This is a genomic window from Ensifer sp. ENS02, from assembly GCF_014851885.1.
Classification (GTDB): Bacteria; Pseudomonadota; Alphaproteobacteria; order Rhizobiales; family Rhizobiaceae; genus Ensifer; species Ensifer adhaerens.
Map to the genome: position 1 here is coordinate 120,088 of NZ_JACVAO010000013.1, position 24,656 is coordinate 144,743.

Sequence of the window (24,656 nt, forward strand, 5' to 3'; positions counted from 1 at the left end):
TCAGAAATCCAGGTTGCCCGCCACATCGGCGATGTTGTTGACGCTTGCGACGGTGGCGAGCGTCTCCTTGATCACCTGGTGGGTCAGGAAGGCCCAGTAGCCCGGGTTGGTCATCGACAGATCGTTGTAGGTCAGCACTTTCATCGAGACCGCGACATCGGCGCGGATCGGGTTTAAGGCCGGGTCGTGCGCGGTCTCGGTGATCGACAGGCTTTCGATCTTGACAGGCACCACCCGCTTCCAGCCGTAGATGAAGAGCGTCAGCGGTGCGGCCGGCGGAACCACCTCCATGGTTCCGGCCAGCATCAGAGCCTGGTTGATCGCAACGGCGATGGTCTTGGGGTAGACCATCATTTCGAGCGCCGCGAGGTAACCCGAGATGCCGCCACCCAGCGGTCCGTTCTCGCCCTCTTCCATCTGGTCGATCAGGTCCATCTTGAGGTTCGCGCTGATCGTCTCGGCGGGAGGTCCCGCCAGCCGCAACGGCTCGCCTCTTCCGCCACCCGCCTGGCTGTAGTTCGGCGCGATCGACCGGGTGATCTGGTCGGGGTTGTACTGGAAGATCGCCACCGAGGAGAGCGGGTTGAAGAGGTCGAGCCCGACGAGGGCGCCTTTCTGGACCTGCGGGGAGATGGTTAGACCCGTCATTGCAGCCCCCGATCCGATGCGCCGGAGGTGACATCATTGAGATGGAACGCCAGGAACTGTCTCATCTGTCCACACTCAGCTTTGCAATGAACCAATCGCGCCCGGTCGGATTGATCTCGACTTCGGTGTCGTTCTTCAGGACATAGGAACCGTCCGGGAGGTACTTGATCCAATCGCCGATCGTCTTGGAGCGTCCCACTTCGATGACCTTGATGCGGATCGGCAGCGGGCCGAAAGTCCGCATGTCCGACGTCTGAACGTAGAGGTAGACATCAAACACGGTCTTGGCATTGCCCGGCCCGTAAGCGAAGCCGCCGGAAGGCCCGGGGAAGATGGTGTGATAGGTCGTTAGGCCCTCGGTCGGACCGGTGATCTGCCCGCGGCGGACGGACTGGGTCGACTGGCCACCGGACCCCGCCTGGTCGCCGCTGCTGCCGGCCGGTCCGCTCGCAGGCTTCTGTCCCGGCGCCTTGTCCTCGGGTTTGTCCTTTGCCTGGTCGGGGGGAGAGGCACCCGGGGCCGTTTGTTTGTCTGCCGGAGGGCTGCTCTTGACCGGTGGCGGGTTCTTGATTTCCGGCGGATCCCAGACTTCCGGGGTTCCCGGAGGCGGCGGTGCTTCCGGTTCGAGCAGCTTGCGGAACTCTTCGGGCAACTTGCTGCGGTCGACCTTGCCTGTGTTGTCGACGACCCCGGTGCCCAGACGGCCATGGTCGCGGATTTCCTTCTCGGTCGCTCGACGCTCGTTCATGCCCGGCGGGAAACCCGGCGGCGGCTTCGACAGATCGCTGCCGCCGCGCCCACTGCCCGGATTGTCGATGTCCTCGCATGGAACCTCTGAGGCATCCGGCAGGTCTGGCGCATCGCCGATATGATCGCAAAGCAGCGGCTTCACCTCAGTCGGCAGAATGTCCTTGAGGTTCTTGCGGATCGTCTCGGCGATTTCCTTCGGCAGGTTCTGGATGATCGCCCGGCCGAGGATGAACTCCTTGATCAGGTCCTGCGCGACACAGGAGCCTAGCATATGCGACAGAAGATACTCGCTGGGCGAGATGTCGAAGAGCGAAAGGATGTAGTCGACACCGGCAACGACGCAGGAAATCCCCACCGTCTCGAGCCCGCCGGCGGCGCAGGAGGCGATGCGGGCGACGTTGAACACATGCCGAGCGATGCTGATCAGGGTCTTGGCAGCTTCCCAGGTGTCCATTACGGTTTCGTAGATGCTGCCGAACCGGGTCTTGATCGCCTCGGCCGCCTCTTCGACCTTGGCTTCGATCTTTTCCGAGATCTCCTGGTACTTCTTGACGATCTCGCCTTCGACCGTATCGGTGTACTTGCTGAAGTCGGTGCCGATCATCGACTTCAGCATCGACTTGAATCCCTCCTCGACGCAGTCGACCAGATAGGCGCCGACCTGCGGCAGCATGATCTTGATGATGGCGCCGAAAATCACGCCACCGACCTTCATGATCGCCTTGCCGATCTTTCCGCCGCTGGTGCGTTTCTTTGCGCCCGCCAGGAAGTTTTCGAACTTGGTCTTCAGCCGGTGGTAGATGTTGAGCGCCTTGACGAAGGTCGCGCCAAAGGTCTTGCGCATTGCCCCGAGCATCCGTCCGGAGCGTCCTTCCATGAGCTCGGCGCGGTTGTATTCGGCTTGCGCTGCAGTCAGCTCAGTGGTGTTCTGCACCGGCCGTGAGCCGTCCGGCCCCTTGCCGCCCAAAAGCTTGACCGTGTTCTGGATCGCCGTATCAAAGGCCAGCTTGGCGATGTCTGCCTTACCGGTTCCCGACTTGTCGTTGGTGTAGGCAGCAAAGGTGCTGGTGAAGGCTTTCTGCTTTTCCTTCCAGGTGTTGTATTGCGCCTGGAAGGGATCCTCCTGCGGCGGCAGCGGCTTTTTCGGCTTCTTGGGCTGAACATGGGGAGCGGCATGGCGCAGCGGCATGACCTTCTTGCCGGTCGGCGAAGCAAAGACCTGATCATAGAGGGCCTGGCTCGCATCGGTCAGCTTGCTGCGCCGGAGGGACCGCGACGTCTTGTCGTCCTGCTCGCCGGGCCGGTCCGGCCAGAAAACATACTCCCACAGAAATTTGGCGCCGCTCTTCTGGCGGTAATAGGACTTCCCGGTATAAATGAAACCGGAAACGTCTACCGGCTTGTCGCGACCCAGGATCGTCTTCTCAATCTTGCGAAGGCGCAGATTTAACCCGGTTTCCAGCGGGATGAAGTCGCCGGTGCTGGCCGAGCTGGTCATCTTCGCGGCCGTGAAGCCCGTTTTGGCGAGCGAATTGCTCTGCGACTTCCCGGTCCAGGAGCCGGCCGGCGCAGTGCCGTTCTTGACCTGATCGCTCTGTTCTACCATCGTGTTGTAATGCCGGGCGGCATTATTGAATCCGGTGACGTAGTGACCGATCTGCTTTTCCGCCTTGTGCTCACGATCCTCGTCGCCGGCAAACTTCACATCACCGATCTCGTAGCTCTGAGGCGCATCGATCGCTGAACGGACGAAGTCTTTCGTTGCCCAACGTGGGCTCGATTCGTTTTGGTACTTCCGGAAGCCCGCATCCGCCGTCAGCGCCGCGCCGTCGAAGTGAAGCACTTTGTTGTGCCCAAGGCTCTTGGGTATGATGTTCTTGCCGCCTTCAGACACGACATACCACGGCAGTGGGGTCTGGCCACTGGTGCCGGTGCCACCGGTACCCGTCCCGGCTCCGGTTCCAGTACCTGTGCTGGTACCGGAGCCGGTCCCGTTCGCGGTGCCGCGCGCGGCGGCGGTGCCTGTGGCCGGGCCGGTATAGGGTGCGAAGCGGATTCCCCAGAGTTTGTTGGGATCCGAAAGCACCAGGTCGGCGTAGCCGAAACCGTCTTCCACGGCGCCGAGGTCGCGGTGCGCGTTTGGCACCGAGACCTCGCCCATGAGTTTGGCATTTTTCTTCACCGCGTCGGCAACGACGAGGTCATGGGTGGGTGTCTTGTTGGCCTCCTCGCCGAAGTAGAGCGTTTCGCTAATGATATCGGACGGGACGCGGCGCACTTTCGGCTGCACTTCATCCGGCTGGGTCTGTTGCAGCACATGCGCCAATTCGTGCGCCATAGTGAAGGACGGCGCTTCCGCTTCGTTTCGCCCCAGCCAGACATGATTGCGGTAGGTAAAGGCGAGCGACGAGATGCTGTCATTCAGCGCATCCGAGGCGCTGCCGCGATGGATGCGCACGTCAGAGAGGTCGCGCCCCATGCGGCTTTCGAAAAAGTCTCGGGTTTGCGGCGAGAGGGCGCTGCCGCCGGATTCCAGCTGACCGGCCGAGGCGGCAATGTGTTCGGTACCCGCAGGGCCGTCGGCCCGCATCCGCGGCATGTCAGTCAAGTCATGCAACATCTCGCGCTCAAGCAGCGGCGAGGGTATGCGCTGCACCGTCGCTACGGCCCGACGCGGCATGACCGGCATCTCTTCCTCAGCAGCGCTGCAAGCGGCGCATTTGCGTTGAACGACCGATCTGCGTGCCATCACTTCCGGCTCGTCGTCTTCGCTCCGGCGCTGAAGACCGGTGCCGGGGCGCTGGGTCATGACGGTCGCTGCGATTGAATCCGCTTCGGCCTCGTGCGGATGGTCAACCGGTCCCACCTCCAGTCTCGGTATCACCGGCGTTTCGTCACCTCCGCAGGCCGAGCATTTCCGCCTGATGCGACGGGGCATGGCGTCCGGCGTTTCTGCGTCGAGCCCGGCACGTTGAACGGAATTTGGCTCGCGGGTCGCCATCACACGTCCGGCTATGTCATCCGCTTCGCGCTCGAACGGGTCGTCCACCGGGCCCACTTCAAGCCGCGGCATGACTGGCATGGTGTGCTCGTCATCCTCTCGGGCGCATTCAGCGCAGACGCGCTGAACCAAAGGAACCGAGGACAGCGAAGAAAGCAGGCGCCGAGGCACCTGGTCTTGATCCGGCAACGGCTCGGCCTTGTGTTTCGTCGGCGTCGCGACGGCAAAGGCGGGGGGCTTGGCGGCTTGGGCGACGCTCACGGACATGGCAGCCCCCCGGCAGCTGGCCTGGTGCTGCAGGTAATCGCCGGCGCAGGTCGCGCTATGTCGCCCCGCCCTACCATTCGAAGCCGATCCCTGTGAGGACCTGGTGCGCCCTTTGGCGCTCCGGTCGGCCTGAAGTGGCGGCATCCTCGTCGCCCAGAGGCGCCAGGAAATTGTAGAGCACCTCCATTTGCACCGGTCCGAAATCATAGCCGAGGCCGCCGCCGGCCTGGAGGCCGAACCCGGCCGGAAGATCGCCGCGCGCGGTATCATAGTAACCGCCTCCGAAGATCCGCCCGTAGAGGGACCGGTAGACACGATACTCCGCACCGCCGCGCAATCCGGCGCGGATAAAGGCGTCCCGATCGTCGACCGGCACATCGACATGAACGCCGGCGGTCAGGGCACCGCCGGCCCAGTCCAGCAGCAAATTGTATTGCAGCGAGGCGACGAAACTTGTCCTGTCGCCCGCCACCTCGGCGCCTAACAAGCCGGTTCCCTGACTGGTGAAATGGAAGCCCTGATAGGCAAGCGCGCCGCCGAGCCCAGTCCAGAACCCGACCCTGGTCGCCGGATCGGTATACGCGACCTTGAGCGTGACCGGATTTTTGTAGCCGTCGAGAAAGGCAGCCAGTTCGTCGAAGCTGGTTTGGATATCGATGCAGCCTGAGCTGCCGCGCAGTAGCCCGCCGTGCAGGAAGAACGCGCTTCGCCTTCCGGCATTGCCACACGGCCCCTCCCTGACCGCGACAGGATTGAGGTGCACCCGTCCGGCCCCCCAGTCGCCGGCATGAATGCTCTGCCCCTGGACCGTGACGTTTTTCTTGCCGACGATGCCGCCGACCAAAAGGTCCAGCTGTTCCCCGGTTGAAAATTGGCTGATACCCGGTGGCGAAAAACTATAGGTGCCCTCCGGGATCGGCCCCTTGTCCTTGATGCCGGTGAAACGTTTGTCGTTCAGATAGGTGTCGACATCGACATCTGCGCCGCAGGCCTTGGCATCCTCTTCGGTAATCTTGATCGGGCGACCGGAATCGCCGTCGTAGCGCATGATTTCCTCGCCGTCGCCGTAAACGATCAGTTCCTCACCGTTGAAGACCATCGTGACTTTCTTGAAGTCGGCGGCCTTGCGTTCGCCGTCCGGCGCGCGGCGGATGGTTTGCTCGCCAGCGGTCTGTTGCAGGCTATGCGTCAACTCGTGCGCCATCAGGCGTCGGCCCTCGGTGGTTCCGGGGATGTACTCGCCCTTGGCCAGCGCAATATCGTTTCCAAGCGTATAGGCGCGCGCCCCGATCATGGCCGCGGCCTGATCAACCTGCGGCCCTTCATGGACGCGCACATGCGAAAGGTCCCGCCGGAAACGCGGTACGAAGAAGCCGGCTTCAGCGACACTGAGCATGCGGCCGCCCTCAGAAACCGCTTTGGCCGCCGTGGCAGCGCCGGATGGCCCGCCCCCAGTGTTGCCCCGAGTGTTGCCCCCGGACCCGCCGCCTTGCCGCTGCACCGAAGCGGCCGTCATGGGCGTGACAGCCCGTGCAGCACTGCCCTTTGCGACGGTACCGGCAACCTGATCGGCCTCGCGCTCATAGGCGTCGTTCGCCGGACCGACCACCGGCTTACGCTGAAGTACGCCGGGCACCGCGCTGAGCGATCCGGGCAGCCGCATCTTAGGTTCACACACGCCCGAGCCACCGCGGTTGCGTGCGGAACGGGGCATCGAACGTCGGGCACGCAGAGCAGCGCGCAGGGACATCAGCCACCTCCTTTCGGGCGGGTGAGCGCCCCGGCGATCCGCTGACCGGCAAGGCGTCCGAGCGCGTTAGGGCCGCGCCCTGCAGCCGGTGGCAGGCTCAAACGCAAATGATCGGCGCCACCCTGCCCGGCCAGCGCGCCGCCATTGGCGGCAAGCTGCGCGGCAAGCGCCGTCCTCAGCCCCTTCGCCAACGCGGCAGCGTCGCTTGCGTGCACGCCATGAACGCGAAGCCGGTCGATGTTGAGAACGATCCGTGGCCCCGCAGTCATTGCAGCCACCCCGCGCGTTCAGCGTCGGTCATCTGCCGGCCAACCTTGTCGTATTCGAGTTGCGCCGCCTGCAGGATCTCGGCCATCGACACTGCGCAACCGCGGTCGGCCGCGAGGAAGGCCGCGCCCAGCGCGATGTTGCGGATCGATCCGCCGGCCAGGTTGAGCTGTGCCAGCTTGTCGTAATCCAGTTGCTCGCGAGGTTGTGCGTCAGGAAAGATCCGCATCCAGATCGCCCGGCGTTCGGCCAGATTGGGAAAGCGGAAATCGACGATGAAGCGCAGGCGACGCAGGAACGCGTCGTCGATATTGTCGCGCATATTGGTGGTCAGGATGCAAAGCCCGCGATAGGCCTCGAGCCGCTGGAGCAGGTAGCTCACCTCGATATTGGCGTGGCGGTCATGGCTGTCCTTAACCTCGGAGCGGCGGCCGAAGAGCGCATCGGCCTCGTCGAATTGCAGGATCACGCCGCCATCCTCGGCCGCATCGAAGACCCGGCGCAGGTTCTTCTCGGTCTCGCCGACCCATTTCGAGACCATCGCGGAAAGGTCGACGCGGTAGACATCAAGGTCGAGCGCATTGCCGATGACTTCGCCGGCCATCGACTTGCCCGCGCCCGACGGGCCTGAAAATAACGCCGAGACCCCGAGCCCCTTGTGCTGGAGCCGCACGCCGAAGCCCCACTCCTCGTAGACCTGCGTGCGGTTGCGCACCTGGGCAATGATGCTTTCGAGCACATCCTTCTGTCGCGGCGCCAGGATCAGGTCGTCCCACGTCGCGGGCGAGGCCACGCGATGCGCCAGGTCGTCCATGCGGGGCCGCGCGGTGCGGCGGCAGGCCTCCCAGGCGCAGGTCGCCAGATGCTTCGGATCGCGATTGCTCTCCAGCGACATTTCTGCAGCGACAGCACGCGCAACTTCGGGAGCCACGCAGAAGGTGGCGGCAAGGCGCGGCAGGGCCGGGATAAGATCGGTATCGTCATCACTGAGAACGCTGTGCCACACGGCAAGCTGCTCGGACGCCTTCAGGCGCGGCATCTCCAGGCGGAGCGCCAACCGGTGACCGACCCGCATCGGTTCGACCGAGGCGATGGCGAGCGGCCCGCCATAGGTTTCGGCAAAGAGCTGGGCGGTCCGTGTCTCGCCCATGTCGTCATGCATCAGCACCAACCGCCCGGCACACAGCATCATATCCCGGGTGAGCCCAGCGGCGAAGTCCACCAGTTCGACGGCTGTCTGGGGCAGAAGCTGCGAGTTCAGCGCATAGGTGATGGCGTTGATCCCGGCTGAGGCTTCGGCAAAAGCGCAAAGCTTGCCCTCGGGATCGCCGCCGGTCAGGTGCAGCACCGGTGTGTCCGGTAGAGACAGGCGGGAACCGATTTCCCGGGCGAGCGTGGCGCGGTTGGGTGCCAATGACAACGGTCGCGGAATGCGGCGCAGCAGGGCGGAGGCCCCGGCGTCCAGCGAGGGCGCACCGACAAGGCGCAGCAGCACCGTGTCCGCAAGGCGCAGGCGCGCATCGACCAGCGAGCCGCTGCCCTCGATCCGGACCAGCCCTGCCCGGCGCAGTGGCGCCTCGGCCGACAGTCCCTTCCAGTGTGCGCCCGGCAGACGCGTCAGTGCCAGCGACAGCGTGGGGGCAGAGGTCAAAGGATCGTCAAGCAACCGGGCGACGATGTCACGCCCGTCCGGTTCCAAGGCGACATAGGCGCACAAGAGCAGGATGTTGCGACCGAACGCATCCAGTCGGAAGATATCGGCCAGCTCGCAGGCAGCGGTGCGCGGCGGTTTGGTTTCGGCGACCGGGCCGTGTTCGAGCCAGGCGCGCACGACCGGGAAGGCGTCGGCCAGGGACGCGATATGTTCGGCGCGGCTCACAGCGAAAGCTCCGGGCCGATGATCTGGCCATAGGTGGAGCTGCCCGCGGTGCTGTCGAGCGTGACCGGGCTGAGGAGCCCGTCGACATCGGCCCTCACCAGATAATCGCCGCGCGGCAAGCTGACAAAGGAAAAGGTGAGCGAGGCGGCGTTCGCTCCACCCTCCACAGGGATACGCCCGGCCAGGATCACCTGCGCCGGCGCTGCCGGGTTGCGGACATCGAGAAGCAACCGGACCGCCTGATCCGACCGGATCGAAGGGGTGAAGCCGATATCGACCGTACCTGTCGCCGTCGTTCCACCCGCCGGCGCGGTGATCGTACCGACGACGATCGCTGGGCTGAGTGCAAAGGCCAATGCGTTGGAGCGGGCGCGCACGTGATCCGGCTGGTCAGCGCTGGTCCTGGGTGCAATCGCCTGCAGTCTGTGGACGCCGACGGCCAACTCGACGCCGCCGAAGGTGGGGGCATCGAGCGTCACTGCAAGCGCCGCCTCCGACTGCCGAACCCCGCTCATGGCAAGACCGCCACCATCGACTTCCAGCTCGAGCCCCGGCTTGGCCAGGCCCCTGCCCGCCACATGGAGGATACCGCCCCAGACCGGCGGGATGATACTGCCGGGCGCCCTGCCCGCTGCGTCGAGCCGGAGCGTTGAAACCGGCGAGACCCAAAGCCCGGGATGCGCCACCGGGGTAGGAACCGGTGGCGTGGCGGACGTCTCGATCACCACATGGCTAACCTCGTAGGAGAGCGACAGCACATAGGGGACCTGATAGAAGATTGACCAGATCTTCGAGAAATCATCGATCGTCATCAGTTGGCGCGTCACGCGCAGCCGCGCCAACGCCGCCTCCAGGTCGCTATCTTCCAGCTCGTCGTTGTCTTCGATGGCGTTGTGGATCGTGGTCTTGCTCAGCAGCGGCTCATGCTCCAGAGCCAGCATCACCTCGCCCAGCATCAGATCGGGCTCGAACGCGTCGTGATTGCCGTAGAAGCTCATTACATAGTGCAGGTTCAGCGCCAGCTTGCTGGGGCCGCGCATCTGGCCGGTGGCACCACGCGTCGGCAGATGGTCATTGGCATGGGCGGCATTGGGCTCGACCCGGTAGAGATGAAGATTGACGAGCGGCGCTGCATCCTCGGCAAGCTTGGCCGTGGGCGCCCCCAACCGCACCTTGGCATTTGGCACCACGGCGTTGGCCGCCGACAGGATGCGCCGGAGAAAGGCTGCGCTGACGGTGGATATGGCCAGCGGGTTGCTCATCGCCCACCTCTCCCGTCGAGAAAGTCATCCAGGCTGATCCCCCGAGCCTCCGCCCTTGCCGGGGCTGGTTGTCCGCCTCGCGGCGGATCCATCACCACCTCGATGGTGCCGATGCGGATCTCGACCTGGGGCGGCTGTTGCGGCTCCACAGCTCGGTCAGCGTTCCTGCCTCGCGGGACCTGCGCTGCCCAATTCGGCGCGGTATCCTCGCGCGCAAGCAATGGCGGGGCGGCCCTCGGGACCGGGACAATCGATGATCGCGATACCGGCCGACCATCGGCAGCGACAGGGGACGCCGCCGGTTCGGGATCCGCCCGGGCCGTTTCGCCGGACATGTCCCCAAGAGCGTCTGCAAGTGTGCCGTTAGCGATCACCGGCGCCGGAGCGGACGGCGCGATGGGCAACGAAACGGGAGCGTGCGCGACCGGAGGGGTTTCAGCGGCCAAAACGGCTTGCGACGACGTTGCCACCGGTGGCGTGACCGCCGGCCTCGAAGCAAGAGCAGCCGGAGCAACGCCTGCGGCGGGCGCCAATGGCATCATGCGACGCGACGGTGCAGCCGGTGCCGACGTGGCTGGCGTGACCGGCGCTGCAGCGTGTGTCGACCTCAGGACCGTCGTAGCTGCTGCGGATATGGTCGGACCCGCGACGGGGGCGGCCGCCGGAGGGGCGGCCTCTCTGGTGCGCGGGGTGCGCGACGGAGCCTCGGAAGACATGGAAGGCACCGGCCTATCGCTGTCGGAGGGTTCGGACCTTTCACCCAGCGTTTCGAAGGGGCCGGGCCGGCGCGGCGCCAGCCGGGGCAGCGTGCCGCGCGCGCGCGCGGCAAGGTTGCTCAGGAACGCGCTCATGCCAGTGCCTCGGCCACATAAAAGGCCCGCCGATGCTCCGGCAAAGCGAGGATCTCGGCCTCGGACCAGTGGAAGACCCGAGCGATGTGCACGACGTCATGCAGGATCTGCCGCGAAATCTGTTGCAGCTCACGAGCGACGAAATGCACCGAATCGAAAGCCACGGATTGCCTGGCGCCGCACTCCGGGCAGCCGGTCTCCAACCACACATCGGCGCCCGGATCGATCGCCTCCAGAGCCTCGGCAAGGCCATCGAGCGGCAGATCCATTGCTGTTTCCTGGACCCGTGCCGCCAGCATCCGCGCAGCCGTTTCAGGTTCGGCGATGGTCTCGATCTCAAGAATGTCGCCGACGGTCACCGGGCGCAAGACCGCCTCGCAGCCACCGATCATCACCTTTTGAAAACCAGGTTCTGGCCAAAGCGCCTCCCCCGCCAGCCCGAGGCTGGCGGGTTCGAGCGTGAGCTCGTAGATCTTACCGCACGCTTCGCAAACCGGTTCCGCCCGGAGCGGGCCCGACCTCAGTCGTGCCCGGATCGCCAGAACCAAACGGTCGCGCGCCCCCATAGGCAGGGCCAAGAGGGTCCCGCACGCGGCCTCGGGATAGGCCCGTTGCAGCAGCGCGACCGACCATTGAGCCGGCGACAGCACGCTCGCGCGGTCGGCCAGCTCAATCACCGCGGAGGCGTCCAGCCGTGAGGGAGCTCCCAGGGTCATGATCAGGCCGGAACTTCGAAGCTGGGCTCTTCAGGCTCAGCCACGTCTTCGTCCCGCTCCCATCCCTCGTTCTCCAGCTTCAGCGTCTGGATCGCGATGGCGCTAGCCGAAGCGTCCATGTCGGAGAAGGCCGAAAACTCGGAGGGCCAGCAACGATAGAGCTTGTAGGCCAAAACAATCTGACCGGCCTCGTTGTAGATTTCGAGTATCAGGTCCTTGCGGAAATCCTTGAGCGACACCTCCGCCCCGAGGCCCGCCCCATAGTTCCACACCTTATTAGCCCATTGCTCGAACTGCTTGGAATGGGTAACCCCGCGCTCCAGCGTGATTGCCTCATATTCGGTCTGGCCAGGCGACTTGCGGCTGGTCGAGGGGTCGCCACCTTCGCGGTGCTTGACCACCTCCGTCGAGCGCTTGAGCGCTGAACACTTGCTGACGCCTGCAACGTAGTCCCCGTCCGGCAAGCGCAGACGGAACTTGTACGTTTTATAGGGGTCGAAACGGTCGGCATTCGTGGTGAACTGTGGCATGTTTGTCCGCCCTCCCTTTAGGACGCGCTGCGGATCTGCTGGATCGAAATAATGACGAATTCGGCCGGCTGCAGCGGCGCGAAGCCGACGACGATGTTGACGATGCCGCGATTGATGTCGTCCTGCGTGGTCGTCGATGCATCGCACTTGACGAAATAGGCCTCCTTGGGGCTCGCCCCCTGGAACGCGCCCTGCCGGAACAGCCGCTGCATGAACGATCCCACCGAGAGACGGATCTGTGCCCAGAGCGGTTCGTCATTACCTTCGAACACAACCCATTGTGTGCCGCGGAACAGGCTCTCTTCGATGAAGAGCGCGAGGCGCCGGACCGACACGTACTTGTAGTCGTCCGACAGCACGTCCGAGCCCGCCAGCGTGCGAGCGCCCCAGACGACGCGGCCGATGTTCTGGAACGACCTCAGACAATTGACGCCGATCGGGTTGAGCAGGCCGTTTTCCTGATCGGTCAGCTTCACGGTCAACCCCTGGGTATTGGACAGCGTTGCGGCCAGGCCGGCCGGCGCCTTGAAGACCCCACGATTGACGTCGGTGCGGGCGATCACGCCCGCCACCGCCCCACAGGGCGCGAAGGCATCGATTTGACCGCCGCGCAACGGATCACGTTTGAGAAGCCGCGGAAAATAGAGCGCGGCGTTGCGGGCATTGGTGAGTGGAAGCACCTGGTCCGTGGCGTCGAGCTGGGCATTCTTCGCCGTCGTCGCCGCGGTGTCGGGGTTGGCGTCCCATTCGTTCGGCGGATCGACAATGTAAAGCGCGCGCCTTTCAGCGCAAAGTGCAGCGGCCGTTTCCCTGACTGCCTTGGGCAGGGTGGCCTCGCGGGTGTCGGGTGGGATGCAGAGCAGGTTGAAGATGTCCGCCTTGCGCAGCGCCTGCATGCCGGTTTTCAGCGCCGGATCACCTTGGTAGGTCGCATCGGCCAGCGTCGTTCCGTCGTCGCCACCGGTAGCAGTACCTGTGGCGGCATCCGCGGGCCGGCTATTGGAAAAGGTCGGGGCCGGCGGCGCTTCAACGAGGTTGCTCTGGGCCGCGAGGATCCGGTCGAACCGGCGCTGGCCCGCATCGCTTCTCATCGACAGGGTACGCAATACCTCCCGGGTGTCAGTGGCAGTGTCGACGATCTCCAGATCGAAGATGTCGTTGACTGTCAGTCCGTACTTCTTGGCAGCTGCGGCCGCGCCCTCGGGATCGGCGACGTCGGGGTGCGAGATTTTCCCTGAGAGCGAATTACCCCAGGCACCAGGGCTCTTGGCCCGCAGGATCAGGGTGCCCACAGTCAAGCCTGCATAGCCGTCGCCGCCGTCCTGCTCGAACAGCCGTACGATCAGGCATTGCCCGCCGCCGTTGGCGAAGAAATCGTCGACGGCGTAGGAGACATTGCTGTCGCTCCAAAGCCCACCGAAGCGGCGATTGAACTCGCCCATGTTGAAGCAGGGCGTCGGTTCCCCGACACCCCCCTTTTTCGTGCGTCCGACGAAAGCGGCAATCGAGGTCGGCACACCGGCGACGGTTCGCACGCCCGAGTCGAGCTCCTGAATGTAGACGCCGGGATAGGTTGGAGAGATGGGCATGCGCGGCTCCTGTTCTCAAACGGATCGTGAATGCAAAAGCGAACGATGCATCGGACGGCCCTTGCGGGCCGTCGAAACCGGATTGAAAGTCAGATCAGACCGTCAGGCCGATCAGAACCGTTACCTTGGCGGCTTTATCCGCCGATGTGTTGTGAACTGTCAGGGTGGTCAGATCGCCCGCAAAGAGCTTGACCGCCTCTCCGAACAAGAGGATCGGACCACTCAGCGCGGAAGCATTGGCCCCGTCTGCCTTGACCGTCACCGAACCGTCGAGAAGATCGGAAGAGATTGCGAGAAAGGCGACGTTGTCGACCTTGTCGACCTGCAGGGCCAGATCGCGCTCTGCACTTCCGGCGTCGAGATCAACAGAGACGGAAACGATACCATCGCCCGTCGATGCGCCCTTGGTCTGGATGGCAGAGCCTGACTTGCCACCTGCGGTTAGGGACCACGTGATTGTTTCTGACATGAAAGGCACCTCGGAGAAAGCGTTGCGCGATCAGTCGGAGAATCCAGTATCACAATTTTAAATTGCGCCAGCAAACACGGACGCTTTAACGAGATCTGCTGCTTTAAGGCCCAGCTCGCCGGATAGTGCTTAGGGAAGCCCAAAGGCATTCGCAGCGTCGAACGTAGCAACGTCACGCTTGAGATATACTTATCAGAATGCAAGAAGATAATTATAAAGATACAGAACACACAAAATGTCAACGGAGATAATTCTAATCTCTACACTGCCGCTACCAATCGAACACCATTCCACATTAAAATAAACCAAGTATAAATCCCAATAGAATATACGGGATAATATGTATAAGTTGGGGCTTCCCGCACAGGCGGTGAGACGCGGCTGGCGTAAGTTCAAAAACAATTGCACGACGTTGGTGATTTGCGTTGTTTGTTGCGAGACTAGGTCGCGACCGTCGGGAGAGGCACTACATGCGTTTCTGCTTCGCATTTCCCCAATGATTTGGTCGTTTCAGTGTACATATTATGAGTGCTGAAGCCTCACAGCCAGATCGCAACCATCAGGTGGCAGAGCAACGCCGCAACGTTCCCGACGAAACGTTACGCGATTTTTCTAGCGCTCGCGTCGCGTCATTGGCTAAGCCCAATGTATTACGCAAAATGTCCATTTGGGCGAGTTGCTATGCGGTTTCCCGATTGGCAAACTGCACCTGCATTTGCACACACCGCCACCCTATTTCGACGCAGCCGCCGCTGCGTTTACGGTTCATATTTCCGTGTAACTGCTTGATATTTATAAAACTTGTTATTGAAAATATATGCGCGCGTGAGCCTCCGCCCCCCTGCGGAGGCTCATTTTCGTTGTGCGCACGCCGGTACGCTAAACCGGTTCTCTGTACATTGTTCTTGGGTCAAGCAAGCGCGCCACCACCTCGTTCGCGCCCTCGTTGACTGGATTTGCCGGTTGGATTGCCCGGGAACGCTTTTTGGGACAGGTTGGACCCACCCACGACGACATGCCCTGTCTTAAGATCTTTGATCCCCTCAGAACTTGTAGGCAATCCGCAGTGTGCCGCCATGGCTGGAATAGGTGTCGGAAAACGAGCCCTGGTAGCCGACGCGCAAACTGAAGCCGTCGGCGTTAGCGATGTCGACGCCCGCGCTTAGTCGACCTGCCACATCGGCCAGTGGCACCGTGCTTTCGAAAGCGCCGACCCCAGCTGGTGCATTGGCCAGCCGGGCTGACGTATCCCAGCTGTCAGCGCTGCTGAAGCTCACTCCTGCGGCCGCGTAGGCCCGCATAACCGTCGTTTCGCTCAGATCCACGCGCGTGCCAATCTCAATTGCCGGGGTGGTGGTGAAGCTCCACTGGCGGGTGTCGTTGATCAGGAGATCGAGCGGGCCGGCACCTGACTCTCGGTAGCTACGGGCGTGCGAATAGATCAGGTCAAGGTCGACCAGCGGCCGCACATAGTAGGCATCCTGCGCAAAGGTGTAAGCAGCGCGCAACCGGGTGCTGACATTGTAGACCTCCGGTTCGCCCTCCGCCTGTCCGGCAAAGCCCGGAATCCGGATCGTACGCACGTTGTCGTACCAGCCATAGCTGCCGGAAACAGCGCCCGAAAGAAGCCAAGGACCAATTTCATGCTTCAGTGAGGCACCGGCATAAAGGACGTCGCCGTCGGCGTTGACGCGACCGTCGTCACCGCGAATGGCACTGCGGTCGTAGCCCCCGGCAAAGCCGACAAACCAGTCGGGCAACACCTCGACCTGGGCGCCGGCCTGCAGCGCATAGGTCATGCTGTCGAAACCCGAGACGCCGCCGCTGGCCTTCTGGTCAAGCTTCTGTGCACCTGCCTGGCTCCACGCGCACTCCGTCTCAGTCAGGAACGAGGTGTCCGCAGCAAACATCGGGCAACTCAGCAAAAGGTCGAGATGTTGCCGCGTCGTGGCGATGCTGCCGGCCGCGGCCGCTCCTGCGACGCCGGGCGATAAATCGGACAGGGCGGACCCGTATGCACCAGAATCGCCATCAGCAAGCGAGCCCAGTGTGCCAAACAGTCTGCCGAAGGAACCGCCGCCGGCATCCCAGATCTCCTGCAGGTGGTCGGCGACGTTGTGCTGGTCCGCGTTCAGCGCAAAGCCAGGCTCGCCGAAATGGGCCGAACCCGTCGCAACTGACAGCTCGTTTCCAGTCCGGGTCAGCACGTAGTCGTAGATTGCCGACTGCCCGCTTAGCGAGTGATCCAAGGTGCCACCCGCAGTGAGAAAAGACAAAGTGATACCGGGCAAGACACTTTCGGCACTCACCGTGAACTTGCCGGCGAGGCTGGCGTCGCCCTCGACCGTCAGTCGATCGATGCGCGAGCCAGCGAAATCGGCGTTGATTGCCAGAACGCCGTCCATAAGCTGGGCAAAGTTGCCGGTGATTTTCGTGGCGTCGATAGCCTCAGAACCGCCGACTGCCAGCCGGCCATGATTGAACACGTCAGCCTCGTAAACCTTTGCACCCGTCAGCAGGCCACCTGTCTCATTGACGACTGAGACCGCCATGCCGCTTCCGACACGGGCCGTCTTCGATATTTTGGCGTCGACGGTGATGGCCCCCTTGACGCTGCCGTCGATGATACCGGCGTTGTTCACCACCATCAGCGTGCCGTCTGAGAGCGGGTTCAGTCCGGCGCTATATTGGACGGCGACACCGGAATTAGCCGAGATCATGCCTCCGGAATTGACGTTCACGCTATTGTTCTGCCCGCCCGCGACCCAGACACCGGCACCATTGTCACCGGATCCGCCCGTAATGGAACCATCCACCGTCACATTGACCGTACCGTTGTTGGCTGTGCCTCCGTCGCTTTGCGCAAGTATGCCGATCGAGTCTTTGCCGGTCGCTCGGATTTCGTTGCCGGCATCGAGGGTGACCGTCACATCGCCGCTTTTTCCGGCCGAAGAGAGGTTACCGTTCGACCCGATGAAAGCACTGGTCGCGTTGCCGCCGAAACCGCCGCCACCGCCGATTGATTGCGCGAGAACACCGAAGGAATAGTCGCCATCGGTAAGGATGCCGCCGTCGATATTGACGGAAACATCGTCGCCATCACCAAAGCTGGCAGGGCTGTCACCTTTGAAGGAGAGCGGCGCGCCCGAAGCCGTTCCGCCAATGCCGCCGCCACCGCCAATCGATTGGGCAACAATGCCGTGCGCGCCGATGCCACGCGTGTGAACCGTGCTCTCGCTCGTCAGATCGACCGTGACAGCGCCGCCATCCGTGTCGCTGCCGCCCGATCCGCCAACCACAAGCGAGGCTATGCTGTCGGCTTCGCCGGCGCCACCTATGCCGCCGCCGCCGCCGATTGATTGTGCGACGAGGCCGAACGCCCGGTCTCCATAGGTGTTGAGCGCGGTACCGATGGCAAGGTCGACCTCGCCGCCACGACCGCCAACCCCTCCGCTGCCGCCGACCACGAGGTCGATCGCGTGGCTGTTTTCGTCCTCGGAAGCCGTACGGCTTCCAGCGCCACCGACGCCACCGCCGCCACCGATAGACTGCGCGACGATACCGTGCGCATCGTCGCCGCTGGTCGACAGATTGATCCAACCCTGCGCCTCAACCAGGCCCCCCGACCCACCTGAGCCGCCAGAGCCGCCGAAACCGCCCCCGACGGTGATCTTGCCCGCCGCATGATCCGAACCGTCACCGCCCTGGCCACCGCCACCGCCGATCGACTGTAAGAGCACGCCATAGGCACTGTATCCGGAGGTGTTGATGCTGTTGCCGTGATTGTCGTCGAAGGTGATGTCGACCTCGCCGCCATTTCCCCCCGCACCGCCACGGCCGCCGACGCCGACGGTTATGTTGGCAGTTGCCTGGCTGCCAGACGCGGTAGAGCTACCACCGGCACCGCCGCCGCCGCCAATCGATTGGGCGACGATGCCGTCGGCCCAATCACCCGTGGTGTTGATGCGGCCGGCATGTGTCAACGTGACAGTGTTGCCGTTGGCGGCCGTGCCACCGGTACCGCCGTCATCGATCGTGGCACCGACATTGACATCGAAGCAGTAGCCGGACTTACCGTCACCGTCGTCGCTCAGGCAATCACTGGCGCCCTGGTCATCGAGCGGCTCGGCATCACCGGAGCTCGCCTGCCCCACGGAGCCGCCAAGCCCGCCGCCGCCGCCGATCGACTGCGCGAGCACGCCGTCCGCATCTGCGCCGAAGGTAGCAATATTGCCCGATGTGGTGACGTTGACCGTCCCGGCCGAACCGCCACTGCCGCCGGTCCGGCCAACCGAAACCCCAACCGATGCGGAAAAGTCGCCGCTACTGCCTTCGGGCTCCTCGCCTCCGGGCAGGCTGGCGCTGGCCGACAGCCCGACACTGACGCCTTGCGAAGTGCCACCACCGCCGCCGATCGACTGGGCGAGCACACCGCGTGCACCCGTGCCGCTGGTCTTTAGGGCTGTGCCTGCGTCAAGATCGACAGTCGTCACCCCGCCGCTTGCGCCACCGCTGCCCGAGCCGCCAACCCCGACATTGGCCGTCAGGTTGAAGCCGCCGCCAATCTGCTTGCTGTTGACGCTGCCGACACCGCCATTGCCGCCACCCCCGCCGATCGATTGCGCCACGATCGCATTGGCATAGTCGTCTGCCGTCGTCACTGAGGCACTATCCTTCAGTGCGACTTCGGCAGCACCACCATTGCCGCCGCCGCCGCCCGAGCCCCCGACCGAAACACCGATGTCGGCACTGACAGTATCCACGGTACCGGCGGTCGCTGCCATCGACGACGCGCTGCCGCCATTCCCGCCGCCGCCGCCGATCGATTGTGCCATCACGCCATGCGACGAAGCGCCTTTCGTAGAGACCGCCGTGCTGCCGTCCAAGCTCACGGAGACGTCGCCCGCAGAGTGGGTTGAGCCGCCGCTACCGCCGACGGCCGTTGAGACACTCATCGCCAAGGAGACATCCTCGCCGGTCGGCACTGCCACGGTGAGCGCATCGGCAACCGAGGAACCACCGCTACCGCCACCGCCGCTAATCGACTGTGCGAGGACGCCGATGGCATCAGTCACATCGCCGCCGTGTTGGCCGGTGCTAATGATGCTATCGGTCAGGTCGACGGAGACGTCGCCGCCGGCGCCGCCTGAACCGCCGGTACCACCGACAGCCACCGACGCCGTAAAGCCGAGACCTGCGGAGTAGGAGCTTGCGGAGCCGCCCGTGCCGCCACCACCCCCGACCGATTGCGCAACGATGCCGGCGGCGTGCGAACCTTGAGTGGTAAGGGTCAAGCCCTGGAAGTCGACACTGGTGATGCTGGCATAGCCACCGCCCCCACCGCCCCCGCCAATCTGGAAGCTACCAAGCCCGGCATCGCCACCCGTGGCATTTCCCCCGTTGCCTCCGCCGCCACCAATCGACTGTGCGAGCACGCCGACCGCGCCTGAGCCGGCAGTGGCGACATCAACCGCCTCGTGCGCACCAGTCTCTGCGGAACAACCGTCACCGGAATATTGGTTGGTGACGCAAACTTTGCCGCCGGCGCCGCCGCCCGAGGCACTGCCGCCGACACCCAATGCGGGGAGACCAACCGACAGGTCGATCACGTTGCCGCCGTTGCCGCCACCGCCACCGATCGACTGTGCCATGATCGCATGCGCCATCTCACCCCGTGTGGTGACCGAGCCGCCGGGCAAAAATATGCCAGCCTCGCTGCCGTCACCGCCGGCGCTACCTGAACCCCCAACGGTCGCGATGCCCGACGCGCCGGCACCCGAACCGCCACCGCCGCCGATCGATTGCGCCAGGATGCCGATGGCGGCATCCCCGCCGGTACTGATGACACCTGAATTCTGAACCTGCGCATTGCCGCCAAAGTTACCGGAGCCGCCGGAACCGCCGATCGACAGAATTCCACCCGCCATACCGGCAGCGCCGCCGCCGCCGCTGATCGACTGGGCGATGATGCCGTGCGCCGAATAGCCAGATGTGGTGATCGTACCGGCATTCAGGACGCTGGCCGTCTCCGCCGACCCACCACTGCCACCATCGCCACCCAGCTCGAGCGTGAGCCCGGCGGCAATGCCGCCTGTGCCGCCGCTGCCGCCGATCGACTGGACCAGGATACCGTAGGAATGTCCGCCCGCCGTCGTGATTGCTGCATTGTTGTTGACGATAGCCGTGTTGCCACTGCCGCCATTGCCACCATTGCCCGCTCCCCCGCCGAGCACGTCAGTGAAGTCGCCGCCAGTGCCACCACCGCCTCCGATGGAATGCAGGGTGATGGCGGTCGAGTAGTCACCCGTCGTCGTGATCCTGGATGCGCCGTTCGTAAAGGCACCCACGCTGCCGGCGTTACCGCCATAGCCGCCCCCACCACTCGTGCCGACAACAGCCGTTTCGTCGCCGCCATTGCCACCCTGACCGCCTATGCTCTGGCCCAACAGGCCAAAGGCGTTGCTGCCATCTGTCGAAACGCTGCCGCCGGACAGGTTCAACTGGATCTGACCGCCGTTCCCGCCGAGACCGCCGGAGCTGTCCTTCTCTCCGTCCTGGCCGTCGCCGCCACGGCCACCCTGGCTCAATGCGATCACACCGCCAAGGTCGTCGCCCTGCGTCGAAATGATGCCCGAATGGACCGTCACGGTCGTCGCGGCCAGCCCACTGTCTGGCCTGCCACCCTCGCCGCCGGCACCCGCGACGTTCGAGCTCCAACCGTCGCCACCATCGCCACCCCGAGTGACGGCGACGACGCCGCCCGAAAGCTCGGTCACCTGGCCCGTGGCGACGATCGTCATATCTGCGTAGGTGTCGACATTTACGACCGAGCCGCCTCCACCCACACCGCCTTTATCGGAGCTGTCTCGCGATGCCGTGCCGTCGCTGCCCTGGCTCAGCCCATGGATGCCGCGCACGCTGTCGGTGTCGTTTGCGTAAACGCTGATCGCCCCGGCGCTTGCGTTTCCGGAGGAACCGTTCGCGATATCGACGAAGCCGCCCGCACCGCCCGCACCGTTGTCGTGACCGCCCTGCTGGCCGGTGGATTCGGCAGCCAGGCCCCACGCATAGTCGAGGCCACTCAGCGAACTGGTCGGGCTGCCGAGATTTACCTGCCCTGTGTTGGCGATGCTGACCGTGCCACCGTTGCCACCGTTGCCGCCCACCTGGTCGCCGGTCGCGCCGCTGTTTTGTTCACCGCCACTGCCTCCCTTGCTCACCGCAAAGATCCCGGCCATGCCTCTGGCCGTGGTCGACTTCAGCGATTCCACGGCCAGCATTCCATAGTTGGTAATCGTTACCGCGCCTCCGGCACCGCCGGCACCACCGTTCGATTTGTAATTGTCATTGTCCTCGTCCCCGGAGCCGCCGAAACTCGTTGCCGAAATCAAACTCCCGATGGTGCCCGGATCCGTAGACGCAGACAGGGTAATGGCGCCGAAATTAGTGATCGTCACGGTCCCGCCGGCACCCGCGCGTCCCTCGTCGACACCGCCGCCGCCCATCGTGTATGTCATGATGACACCGCCGGCTGAGCCCGACGGCACGACGTAGGGGAGACTTGCGCCAGCGGTATACGACGCACTTGTGTTGATCGTTATGTTTGCTCCGGCGTCTCCGTCCTTTTCATCGTCATGATCGACACCGCTGTCGCCCCAACAGGCTGACCACGTATATCCGTAGTCGACCTGGCCGATTGTCTGGTTTGGATCGCCATTGCAGCCTGCAGACGCTTCGCCTGCCATACCAGCTCCACCGAGCCCCAAAGCCAACATGATGAGCACATGCGGGACGTAAACGTTCCGAACGCCGGCCGGGCAACCATCATTGCCCCGCGCTCGGTTGATCAATTTAGGCCGGAAAGGAGCAACTTCACGACTGCATGTTTGAGAGAATGGCAACTCCCCCTGGGTGAGGGACGAGGCAGCGTTCGACCGAAGTCGAAATGCTCGCAAGATCTTTCCCGTGCGTTCGGCATGTTTCATACGGCGAGCCCCTTCAAAATTGGAGCAAGCGCGGCCGACTTCGGCGCATACGCAATCTGCGCGCGAAGGGCTCTCCCCCAATCAAACAAATGCAAGGTCACTGTGAAGTGACGGTAAGGCAAATGGGGTCGAGGAATCTACAGAACAAAACTATTCAATTCTGACCAAAACATGCATGAAGGCGAACGAGCCCATCCGAGACTGCCGGTGGAAGACGCCGCTCTCCAATTTAGGTCAAATCTTCAAATTTATTACAGATTCTGCCAAAGCTCGGCTGAACTTACTGTCCTTTCTTTGTCCCTCAACTCGCCGCCTGACGACCTAGACTTGCGCGAACCGCCGCCCTGTGCAAATGCTGAGAGATGCTGGACCTCAAGACAGTGCTCGTCGTCGATCTGGCAACCGCCAGTTTACAGGCGGTCGCGTGGATCTTTGTCTGGCTTGCTTGGCGCCATCTCTATGAATTGAAGTTTCTGGCGGCCGGATACACTGCGATCGCCATCGGGCTGTTCCTGATGATCTTGAGAGGCGATCAGCCAGCTGCGTGGTCGATCGTGCTACACAATACGATCATCAAGCTTGGCCTCGTGTTGCTCGCCGAGGGCCTGGCGCGCTTTTTAGGGCAGCCCCGCTACACCTGGGTCGGCGTCTCGCTGCTTGTCCTTCAGGTCGCAGCCTGGAGTATCGCGGTGACGCTCGATCCGGGCGATCTTGCAATCCGCGTCCACACATCGACCGCCTTTACGGTATTGATGATGTCATTGATGTGTGTGGCCCTCTTGCGCGATCGGACGCAGCCCCGGCTTCTGCGCTGGATTACGATGGCGGTGCTGGGTGAATACATGGCAGCCAGCGTGGTTCATAGCGCGATCGAATTCTGGTTTCCGGCGGCGCACCAGGACATCGCGATCCTTAACAACCGCAACGCCTGGTATCTTCTGCAGGGAAGTCTGTTCCTGATTGCCCTGTTTGCTTGCCTGCTGTTTATGGTCAACTCGCGACTTTCGGCAGCCCTGCGTGAGAAAAACGAAGCCTTATCGCGCGAAGTGCTGGAACGCAGAAGGCTCGAACTCCAACTGAATGCCAGTCTTGAGGCCGAACGCGCCCTTCGTGAAGAACAGGCTGACTTCATGCGCATTGTCAGTCACGAGTTTCGCACGCCTCTTGCAGTCATTCGCAATGCGGTCGACATGATCGGCCTCATAGGTGACAAATCCAAAGACGCAACGAAGGAACGGCTTGCCGGCATTGGCGAGGCGCTCGATCGTCTATTCTCCCTGATCGAGCGGTTCATGACAAATGACGGTGACAATCGCTTTCGGCCGGAGCGGATGCAGATCGCATCTCTCATTGCCGACGTGCAATTACATTTCGACATGACCGGTCGCGGTGAACGCTTGCGTTTCAGGACGCAGGGTGAAGCAGTCTCTACGATTGCCGATCCAGACATGCTGGCAACCGTCGTTATCAATCTCATTGACAACGCACTCAAATATTCTCCCGACGATCAGCCTATTCACATTGATGGCCGATCCGATGTCGGGTCCATCATTATCCAGGTCCGTGATCGCGGTATCGGCATACCCGAAGCGGAGGTTCACAAGATCGGACGCCGGTTCTTCCGTGCCTCCAACACCAAGGCCGGAAGTGGAACAGGGCTCGGGCTGTACTCGTCGCGCAAGCTTCTGGCCTATCATGGTGGCACGCTGGATCTTTTCTCCAATGAAGGAGGGGGGACGACTGCCGTGGCACGCGTGCCCTTGCTGAGGGAGGCGGCGGAGCCAACGCAGCTAAAGGAGAAGATGAATTGACGCATGTTTTGATCGTCGAGGACGAACAGCGGCTGCGCAAGGATCTGGTCGACTTCCTGGCGCTTTGCGGTTTCACCGCCGAAGGAATTGCGACTGCAGAAGCGCTCCGTCGAGTACTGGATGATCATGAGCCGCCAGACGTCATCATTCTCGATGTCGGGTTGCCCGATGGCAACGGATTCGACCTCGCGCGAGAAGTCCGCGAGAAACATCGCTGCGGCATTATCATGCTCACAGCTCTTGGCGACAGCGACGACCGCATCCGGGGCTTCGAAAGCGGCGCTGACATCTATCTCGTCAAACACAGTACGCTGCGGGAAATCGAAGCCGCGATCCGCAGCCTGTTGCGACGAACGGGCGAGCACGTCGATTTGGCTGATAGCACTGGAGACAAGTGGGTGCTGGACAGCCGACACTGGACGCTCACTGCGCCGAACCAGCGCTCACTCAAGCTGACGGCGACCGAATTCGCGCTGGTAAGCGCGCTCTGCAAACACGGCGGCGGCATATGCGAGCGGGAAAAGCTGGCGGAGACAATTGCCCGACCTAGGACCCACTTCGACAACCGGCACCTGGATGCCGTCGTCAGTCGCCTTCGGCGTAAAATCGGCGAGCAGACCGACCTCACTGTACCGATCAAGGTGGTTTATGGCGTGGGTTATACGTTCACCGCACCTTCGGCCGTAGAATAGGGGATTTGGTTCGCACGAACGAAGCGACTGGTGGGCCAACAGATCCGCGACAGTAAGACGTTGTGAGACATGTCCGCTTTGCGCCAATAGCCAGCTTCGGTTGCGTGGTCAGACAGGAAGATCACCGCTCCATGTCGCAACGCCAGGCGCACGCCTGCGCGCCTGGCGGACTGATGAGCGTTCCCGCCA

The 24,656-nt window shown here is 63.1% G+C and carries 13 protein-coding genes; 2 read left to right on the forward strand and 11 right to left on the reverse strand.

The genetic code is table 11. The annotated features are described in order from the left end of the window. From IB262_RS25800 to IB262_RS25850, 11 genes are all read right to left on the reverse strand, one after another. Entirely contained in the window at window positions 1-648 is a 648-nt protein-coding gene (locus IB262_RS25800) for a hypothetical protein (protein ID WP_089045079.1), read from the reverse strand. A 61-nt stretch (window positions 649-709) separates the two neighbouring features. Then, complete coding sequence (locus tag IB262_RS25805) at window positions 710-4,666, reverse strand: DUF4157 domain-containing protein (RefSeq protein ID WP_181432633.1); 3,957 nt, start codon at window positions 4,664-4,666, stop codon at window positions 710-712. A 70-nt stretch (window positions 4,667-4,736) separates the two neighbouring features. Beyond that, window positions 4,737-6,329 (reverse strand): DUF4157 domain-containing protein, encoded by a 1,593-nt coding sequence (locus IB262_RS25810; RefSeq protein ID WP_192493973.1) that lies wholly within the window; start codon window positions 6,327-6,329, stop codon window positions 4,737-4,739. An 86-nt stretch (window positions 6,330-6,415) separates the two neighbouring features. After that, window positions 6,416-6,685, reverse strand: coding sequence for a hypothetical protein (locus IB262_RS25815; protein ID WP_060519078.1), 270 nt, complete (start codon window positions 6,683-6,685; stop codon window positions 6,416-6,418). Next, window positions 6,682-8,562: an ATP-binding protein gene (locus IB262_RS36730; RefSeq protein WP_110819679.1), complete on the reverse strand. Its 1,881-nt coding sequence runs from the start codon at window positions 8,560-8,562 to the stop codon at window positions 6,682-6,684. The genes IB262_RS25815 and IB262_RS36730 overlap by 4 nt, the downstream gene beginning before the upstream one ends. Beyond that, complete coding sequence (locus tag IB262_RS25825) at window positions 8,559-9,824, reverse strand: DUF4255 domain-containing protein (protein ID WP_192493974.1); 1,266 nt, start codon at window positions 9,822-9,824, stop codon at window positions 8,559-8,561. Before IB262_RS25825 ends, IB262_RS36730 begins: the two co-directional genes overlap by 4 nt. A gap of 847 nt (window positions 9,825-10,671) precedes the next feature. Continuing rightward, entirely contained in the window at window positions 10,672-11,352 is a 681-nt protein-coding gene (locus IB262_RS25830) for a hypothetical protein (RefSeq protein WP_146243039.1), read from the reverse strand. Between the two features lie 41 nt (window positions 11,353-11,393). Further along, entirely contained in the window at window positions 11,394-11,921 is a 528-nt protein-coding gene (locus IB262_RS25835) for a phage tail protein (protein WP_060519070.1), read from the reverse strand. Window positions 11,922-11,938: 17 nt separating this feature from the next. After that, window positions 11,939-13,456: a phage tail sheath subtilisin-like domain-containing protein gene (locus IB262_RS25840; protein ID WP_234824543.1), complete on the reverse strand. Its 1,518-nt coding sequence runs from the start codon at window positions 13,454-13,456 to the stop codon at window positions 11,939-11,941. Window positions 13,457-13,604: 148 nt separating this feature from the next. Then, window positions 13,605-13,979, reverse strand: a complete 375-nt coding sequence (locus tag IB262_RS25845) for a hypothetical protein (protein ID WP_060519066.1) — start codon at window positions 13,977-13,979, stop codon at window positions 13,605-13,607. Window positions 13,980-15,022: 1,043 nt separating this feature from the next. Next, on the reverse strand, window positions 15,023-21,754 hold the full coding sequence (locus IB262_RS25850) for an autotransporter outer membrane beta-barrel domain-containing protein (RefSeq protein WP_348646934.1): 6,732 nt from the start codon (window positions 21,752-21,754) through the stop codon (window positions 15,023-15,025). Between the two features lie 572 nt (window positions 21,755-22,326). Between IB262_RS25850 and IB262_RS25855 the strand changes: the two genes are divergently transcribed. Both IB262_RS25855 and IB262_RS25860 read left to right on the forward strand, forming a co-directional pair. Beyond that, the gene (locus IB262_RS25855) at window positions 22,327-23,775 is read left to right on the forward strand and encodes a HAMP domain-containing sensor histidine kinase (protein WP_060519064.1); all 1,449 of its coding nucleotides are present in this window, start codon (window positions 22,327-22,329) and stop codon (window positions 23,773-23,775) included. Next, on the forward strand, window positions 23,772-24,467 hold the full coding sequence (locus IB262_RS25860; protein ID WP_060519061.1) for a response regulator transcription factor: 696 nt from the start codon (window positions 23,772-23,774) through the stop codon (window positions 24,465-24,467). Before IB262_RS25855 ends, IB262_RS25860 begins: the two co-directional genes overlap by 4 nt. The last annotated feature ends 189 nt before the right edge of the window (window positions 24,468-24,656 follow it).